The organism is Flavobacterium sp., from assembly GCF_036515215.1.
Taxonomy (GTDB): Bacteria; Bacteroidota; Bacteroidia; order Flavobacteriales; family Flavobacteriaceae; genus Flavobacterium.
This window is the reverse complement of record NZ_DATBVQ010000100.1, coordinates 1-5,473: the sequence shown is the minus strand read 5'-3', so window position 1 is coordinate 5,473 and position 5,473 is coordinate 1. Positions and strand designations below refer to the sequence as shown.

The 5,473-nt window shown below is 39.6% G+C and carries 3 protein-coding genes and 1 pseudogene; 2 read left to right on the top strand and 2 right to left on the bottom strand.

The annotated features are described in order from the left end of the window. Positions 1-459: sigma-54 factor interaction domain-containing protein (locus VIH09_RS06980; RefSeq protein ID WP_331579269.1), on the bottom strand; the 459-nt coding region annotated here is incomplete at its 3' end. A gap of 260 nt (positions 460-719) precedes the next feature. Then, the gene (miaB, locus tag VIH09_RS06975; RefSeq protein WP_331579267.1) at positions 720-2,165 is read right to left on the bottom strand and encodes a tRNA (N6-isopentenyl adenosine(37)-C2)-methylthiotransferase MiaB; all 1,446 of its coding nucleotides are present in this window, start codon (positions 2,163-2,165) and stop codon (positions 720-722) included. 308 nt (positions 2,166-2,473) lie between these two features. Between miaB and topA the strand changes: the two genes are divergently transcribed. Further along, complete coding sequence (gene topA, locus VIH09_RS06970) at positions 2,474-5,005, top strand: type I DNA topoisomerase (protein ID WP_331579265.1); 2,532 nt, start codon at positions 2,474-2,476, stop codon at positions 5,003-5,005. 68 nt (positions 5,006-5,073) lie between these two features. After that, positions 5,074-5,473 (top strand): annotated as a pseudogene (locus VIH09_RS06965) (arginase); the annotation flags it as partial.

Below are 5,473 nucleotides of genomic sequence, written 5' to 3'. Positions count from 1 at the left end.
GGTGGCAGCCACAATTCTTACATCCGTTTTTTGGACTTGTGAAGACCCCACTTTAATGAACTCGCCGTTTTCCAACACTCGAAGAAGTCTAACTTGGGTTGTCAGCGGTAACTCGCCCACTTCATCAAGAAAGATAGTCCCGCCATTAGCTACTTCAAAATAACCTTCACGGGTACTTGTGGCCCCGGTAAAAGCGCCTTTTTCGTGACCGAAAAGCTCGCTGTCTATGGTTCCTTCCGGAATTGCGCCGCAGTTTACCGCGATATATTTACCGTGTTTTCTATGGGAGAGGGAGTGTATGATTTTTGGGATACTTTCCTTTCCGACTCCACTTTCACCCACTACAAGTACCGATATGTCAGTAGGGGCAACCTGAATCGCTTTCTCTATGGCACGATTTAATTTCGGGTCATTACCGATAATCTCAAATCGTTGTTTTATAGCTTGAACTGTATCCATTCTGTATTTTGTTTAAAGTTTTTCAAGTTTAGAGTTCTTTCGATCTTAAACCTTGAACTTTCGTATTGTCTTTTACTTTTCGGTTTTTGTCAACGTATCTGTTGCGGGAGCCGTTTTTTCAATCTTATGCTTTGGGAAATAGGTTCTGATAATGTAAAATGTAACTCCGAATCCAATTATAAAAGTAACCAAACCAATTATTATATTTTTTTTTAACATCTTATTTTTTTCTTAATTAATACAGCCCGTAATCGAGATTTTTAATTCATCTCGCTCAAACCGATTGCTTGCCCTTTTAAGGTACCACTTGTGCAACTCGTAATTTTTACATTGACAAAATCACCGATTTTATAATCCTCTTTTGGGAAAACTACAGTGATACTTTGCGAGTTTCTACCAGAGAATTCTTCAGTTGATTTTTTGGAGACTTTCTCCACCAATACTTCAACGGTTTGTCCAACGAACTCTTCAGAGCGTGACCAAGCATGTTTTTGTTGCAAGTCTACAATTTCTTGCAATCTTCTGGCCTTAGTTTCATCCGTGACGTCATCTTCCATTTTTCTTCCTGCCAATGTTCCAGGACGTTCCGAGTATGAATACATATAGCCGAAATTATACCTCACGTATTCCATTAGACTCAAAGTGTCTTTGTGGTCTTCTTCGGTTTCGGTAGGGAAACCGGCGATCATATCTTGCGAAATCGAGCCGTTTGGAATGATAGCCCTTATTTTATCTATCAGAGTCATGTATTCCTCACGGGTATGCAAGCGATTCATTTCTTTCAAAATTCTATTGCTTCCGGATTGAACAGGCAAATGGATGTGTTTACAAATATTAGGATGTTTGGCAATTACGTGCAATACACTTTCGTGCATGTCTTGCGGGTTGGATGTCGAAAAGCGAATGCGCATTTTCGGAAAGCCAACAGCAACCATTTCCAGTAATTGATCAAAATCGACTGCCGTAGCCTTTTGCATTTCTGTGGCAGCTATGAAATCTTTTTTCAAACCACCACCATACCAAAGGTAACTGTCAACATTTTGGCCCAAAAGCGTGATTTCTTTGAATCCCTTGCCCCATAAATCTTGGATTTCCTTCATGATGCTTTGCGGTTCGCGACTGCGTTCCCGTCCACGGGTAAAAGGCACCACACAAAACGTACACATATTGTCGCAACCACGTGTGATGGACACCAAAGCCGTGATTCCGTTACTCATCAAACGAACGGGCGAGATATCGCCATAGGTTTCGTCTTTAGACAAAATAACGTTAATTGCATTTCTACCTTCCTCTACTTCTTGCAACAGGTTAGGTAAATCTTTATAGGCATCAGGACCTACCACTAGGTCAACAATTTTTTCTTCCTCCAGAAACTGCGTTTTTAAACGTTCTGCCATACAACCCAAAACGCCGACTTTCATTTTCGGGTTTATGCGTTTCACCGCATTGTATTTCTCTAAACGTTTTCGGACCGTTTGTTCTGCTTTATCCCTTATGGAACAGGTGTTTACCAAAACTAAATCTGCCTCTTCGAGCACTTGCGTTGTGTTGTATCCGTTTCCGGATAATATGGAAGCTACTATTTCACTGTCGGAAAAGTTCATCGCGCAGCCGTAACTTTCTATAAATAGTTTTTTTGTGTTCTCGGGTTTATTCTCTAAAACAAGGCTTTCTCCTTGTTTGCTTTCTTCAATAATCTTTTCCATAATTCACTTTCAAAAGTGTGTTTTAATAAGGGCGCAAAGGTACAATTATTTGTGTGAATATGACAAGATGTCAGATGAAGAATTAACATTGTTTTTGGTTTTTATTTTGGGAGCTATTTCCCGCTTTCCATTGCAATCTTCTTGTTCTTAACAAAAAGAACAATGAGGATTTTCATTTCAATCGGGGCTAAAAAAAGCGTTTAGCAGTTGATTTTGCTTTGGTTTTTCTTCGAGATAATTTTTAAAAATCCATTCAAAATCTTTATATTTAAAAAAAATAGATACTTTTGTCCCAGAAAAATAGAGCAATGGCAAAGAATTTAGTTATAGTTGAGTCCCCTGCAAAGGCAAAAACAATCGAGAAATTTTTAGGGAGTGATTTTCAAGTAGAGTCAAGTTACGGGCACATTGCCGACTTGCCTTCAAAGGAAATTGGTGTAGATGTAGAGAATGATTTTAAACCTAAATATGAAGTTTCATCCGATAAAAAAGCTTTAGTGACTAAATTGAAAGGTTTGGCCAAAAAAGCAGAAATGGTTTGGTTAGCAAGTGATGAGGATCGCGAGGGAGAAGCTATTTCGTGGCATTTATCTGAGGAACTAAAACTTGATAAAGCGAAAACAAAAAGAATCGTTTTTCACGAAATTACAAAAAGTGCTATTTTAAAAGCAATAGAAAACCCACGTGAAATTGACTATAATTTAGTGAATGCACAACAAGCAAGAAGAGTGCTTGACAGATTGGTGGGTTATGAACTGTCTCCTGTGTTATGGAGGAAAATCAAAGGAGGATTGTCGGCTGGACGTGTGCAATCGGTGTCCGTTCGTTTGATTGTGGAACGTGAACGCGAAATCCAGAATTTTAATGCGGTTGCAAGCTATTCAGTTGTGGCAGAATTCACCAATGAAGCTGGAAAATCGTTCAAAGCGAAACTCCCAAAAAATTTCAATACAAAAAAAGAAGCCGAAGATTTTTTAAAGAAAAATGTAGGTTCTACTTATAAGGTTTCAGATTTAGAGACGAAACCAACCAAAAAATCACCAACTGGACCATTTACGACGTCGACTTTGCAACAAGAGGCGGCACGTAAACTGTATTTACCTGTTGGAATTACCATGCAATTAGCACAACGTTTATACGAGGCGGGATTGATAACCTATATGAGAACGGATAGCGTCAATCTTTCCAAAGACGCAATGGATGCTGCCCAAGCGGAAATCATAAAATCCTATGGAAAGGAATTCTCCAAACCTCGAACTTTTGTCAATAAAAGTAAAGGTGCACAGGAGGCCCATGAGGCCATCCGTCCTACAGACATGTCCCGTCATACGGTGAATATCGATAGAGACCAAGCTCGTTTGTACGACTTGATTTGGAAAAGAACTTTGGCTTCGCAAATGAGCGATGCACAATTGGAAAGAACAAATGTCAAAATTGAGGCTAACAATCACGGGGAGCTGTTCACTGCTTCAGGTGAAGTATTGCTTTTTGAAGGCTTCCTGAAGGTATATCTTGAAGGACATGATGACGATGAAGAGGAACAGGAAGGAATGTTGCCTGCAATGAAAGTCAACGAAAAATTACAGAACAATTATATAACTGCCACCGAAAGATATTCAAGACCTCCTGCACGCTACACTGAAGCTTCTTTGGTTAAAAAACTGGAAGAACTTGGGATTGGTCGTCCATCAACCTACGCACCAACGATTTCTACCATTATCAACAGAAATTATGTGGAGAAAGGAAATCTTGACGGACAGGAAAGAAAATATACGCAATTGAGTTTGCAATCTGGGAAACTGGATGAGAAGGTATTGACGGAAAACACCGGTTCTGACAAAGGAAAACTAGTGCCGACGGATATCGGGACAATCGTAACTGATTTTTTGGTGAAGAATTTCGGAAATATTTTGGATTATAATTTCACTGCAAAAGTGGAACAGGATTTTGATGAAATAGCCGAAGGAAATGTGGATTGGGCTGTTATGATGAAAGAGTTTTATGATAAGTTTCACCCCATAGTCAAAGATGTAGAAGCGAATGCCGAAAGAGAAAGCGGAGAAAGGATTTTAGGAAAAGACCCTAAAACGGGTAAGCAGGTGTTGGTTCGTTTAGGGAAATTTGGCCCAGTGGCCCAAATTGGTGAGGCGGATGATGAAGAGAAGAAATTTGCCAGTTTAATGTCAGACCAAAATATAGGAACCATTACTTTGGAAGAAGCTTTAAACCTTTTTCTGCTCCCAAAAGATTTAGGGGAATATAAAGGAGAAGAAGTTCAAGTCAGTAACGGTCGTTTTGGCCCTTACATTCGTCATGGGGCGGCTTTTGTCTCTTTGCCAAAAGGAGAAAATCCGTTGGATGTGGATTTTAAAAGAGCTCAGGAATTAATTGACGAGAAAGCAATTGCCGACGCTCCTGTTGCTGTCTATAAAGGAGAAGGCGTGCAGAAAGGTACTGGCCGTTTTGGTCCTTTCATCAAATGGGATGGATTGTTCATCAATGTGAGTAAGAAATATGATTTTGATAATTTATCGCAATCGGACATCGAAGCGTTGATTGAAGATAAATTGCAGAAGAACATCGATAAAGTACTGCACAACTGGAAAGAGGAGGGGATTTTAGTCGAAAAGGCACGTTGGGGACGCTCCGTTATTACCAAAGGAAAAATCAAAATTGAATTGGGTAAGGAGGTTGACGCGACGAAACTGACGCTGGAGGAGGTGCAGGAAATGATTGCTAAGAAGACTCCTGTCAAAAAAACCGCCGCCAAAAAAGCTCCAGCAAAGAAAGCCGTGGCAAAGAAACCAGCTGCGAAAAAGGCCGTAGCCAAAAAGAAATAATAACTAATTCCAGTGTTTCGTCTCCCTCTCCTTTGGAGAGGGTTGGGGAGAGGAAAAAAAGAAATAAAATGGAATTTGATTTTTTAAAACCCATTGATTCTGATATTTTAGAAAAGATAAAAAAAATGTCTTCCCAACAATTGGGAAGTAAAATCGTTTTTCATACGGATAAACAGTTTCCTGATTTAAATAAGATCAACATTGCCATTATTGGAGTTTTGGAAAACCGAGGAAATGCTACGGCTACTGCAGATGTTGATTTATTGGCTATTCGAGAAGAATTATACAGCATGTATCCAGGGAACTGGGATGCCTCTATTGCGGATTTAGGGAATATTCTTGCAGGAAATTCGGCAGACGATACTTATTTTGCCTTGCGCAAGATCGTTTCGGATTTAATTAAGAAAAAAATTATTCCAATCGTTATTGGTGGCTCTCAAGACCTAACCTTCGCTCTCTATAGGGCAT

What these genes read in the sequence shown, in the direction of transcription:
- miaB (WP_331579267.1), bottom strand. Translation starts at nt 2,165, where the DNA reads ATGGAAAAGATTATTGAAGAAAGCAAACAAGGAGAAAGCCTTGTTTTA.
- topA (WP_331579265.1), top strand. Translation starts at nt 2,474, where the DNA reads ATGGCAAAGAATTTAGTTATAGTTGAGTCCCCTGCAAAGGCAAAAACA.